This is a genomic window from Furfurilactobacillus curtus (assembly GCF_054657915.1).
Genome location: NZ_BAAHXU010000006.1, coordinates 1 through 1,535 on the forward strand (window position 1 = coordinate 1; position 1,535 = coordinate 1,535).

Annotated in this window: 2 rRNA genes; both read left to right on the plus strand. The window is 52.9% G+C overall.

The features are described from left to right. Positions 1-1,367: ribosomal RNA gene (locus ACYQ0Y_RS10250) — 23S ribosomal RNA — on the plus strand; the annotation flags it as partial. A 63-nt stretch (positions 1,368-1,430) separates the two neighbouring features. Next, positions 1,431-1,535 (plus strand): 5S ribosomal RNA (rrf, locus tag ACYQ0Y_RS10255); the annotation flags it as partial.

Sequence of the window (1,535 nt, forward strand, 5' to 3'; positions counted from 1 at the left end):
GCTTAACACCAAGCTGTGATGAGGACCGAATTTAGTAGGGAAGTCGTTGATGTCACGCTGCCGAGAAAAGCTTCTAGTGAGCGTTTAATTACCCGTACCGCAAACCGACACAGGTAGTCGAGGAGAGTATCCTCAGGTGAGCGAGCGAACTCTCGTTAAGGAACTCGGCAAAATGACCCCGTAACTTCGGAATAAGGGGTGCTGCACTAACGTGCAGCCGCAGTGAAAAGGCCCAGGCGACTGTTTATCAAAAACACAGGTTTCTGCAAAATCGTAAGATGACGTATAGGGGCTGACGCCTGCCCAGTGCTGGAAGGTTAAAAGGATGGGTTAGCGTAAGCGAAGCTCAGAATTGAAGCCCCAGTGAACGGCGGCCGTAACTATAACGGTCCTAAGGTAGCGAAATTCCTTGTCGGGTAAGTTCCGACCCGCATGAAAGGCGTAACGATCTGGGCACTGTCTCAACGAGAGACTCGGTGAAATTATATTACCCGTGAAGATGCGGGTTACCCGCGACAGGACGGAAAGACCCCATGGAGCTTTACTGTAGCTTGATATTGGGTGTCTGTATAACTTGTACAGGATAGGTAGGAGCCGTAGAGCTCGGGACGCTAGTCTCGAAGGAGGCGTTGGTGGGATACTACCCTTGTTATACGGCCACTCTAACCCGCGCCACTTAGCGTGGCGGGAGACAGTGTCAGGTAGGCAGTTTGACTGGGGCGGTCGCCTCCTAAAAGGTAACGGAGGCGCCCAAAGGTTCCCTCAAAATGGTTGGAAATCATTTGTAGAGTGTAAAGGCACAAGGGAGCTTGACTGTGAGACAGACAGGTCGAGCAGGGACGAAAGTCGGGCTTAGTGATCCGGTGGTACCGTATGGAAGGGCCATCGCTCAACGGATAAAAGCTACCCTGGGGATAACAGGCTCATCTCCCCCAAGAGTCCACATCGACGGGGAGGTTTGGCACCTCGATGTCGGCTCATCGCATCCTGGGGCTGTAGTCGGTCCCAAGGGTTGGGCTGTTCGCCCATTAAAGCGGTACGCGAGCTGGGTTCAGAACGTCGTGAGACAGTTCGGTCCCTATCCGTCGCGGGCGCAGGAAATTTGAGAGGAGCTGTCCTTAGTACGAGAGGACCGGGATGGACATACCGCTGGTGTACCAGTTGTGCCGCCAGGCGCATCGCTGGGTAGCTATGTATGGATGAGATAAACGCTGAAAGCATCTAAGTGTGAAACTCGCCTCGAGATGAGATTTCCCATTCCTATATGGAAGTAAGACCCCTCAGAGATGATGAGGTAGATAGGCTAGAAGTGGAAGTGTGGCGACACATGGAGCGGACTAGTACTAATCGGTCGAGGACTTAACCACGAAGTGGTGGTCCGGTTAAGATAAAAAGAATCAGATTCAGTTTTGAGTGGGTAACCCTCAGAGTGTGGTGATGATGGCACGAAGGATACACCCGTTCCCATGCCGAACACGGAAGTTAAGCTTCGTCGCGCCAAGAGTAGTTGGGGGATCGCTCCCTGCGAGGGTAGG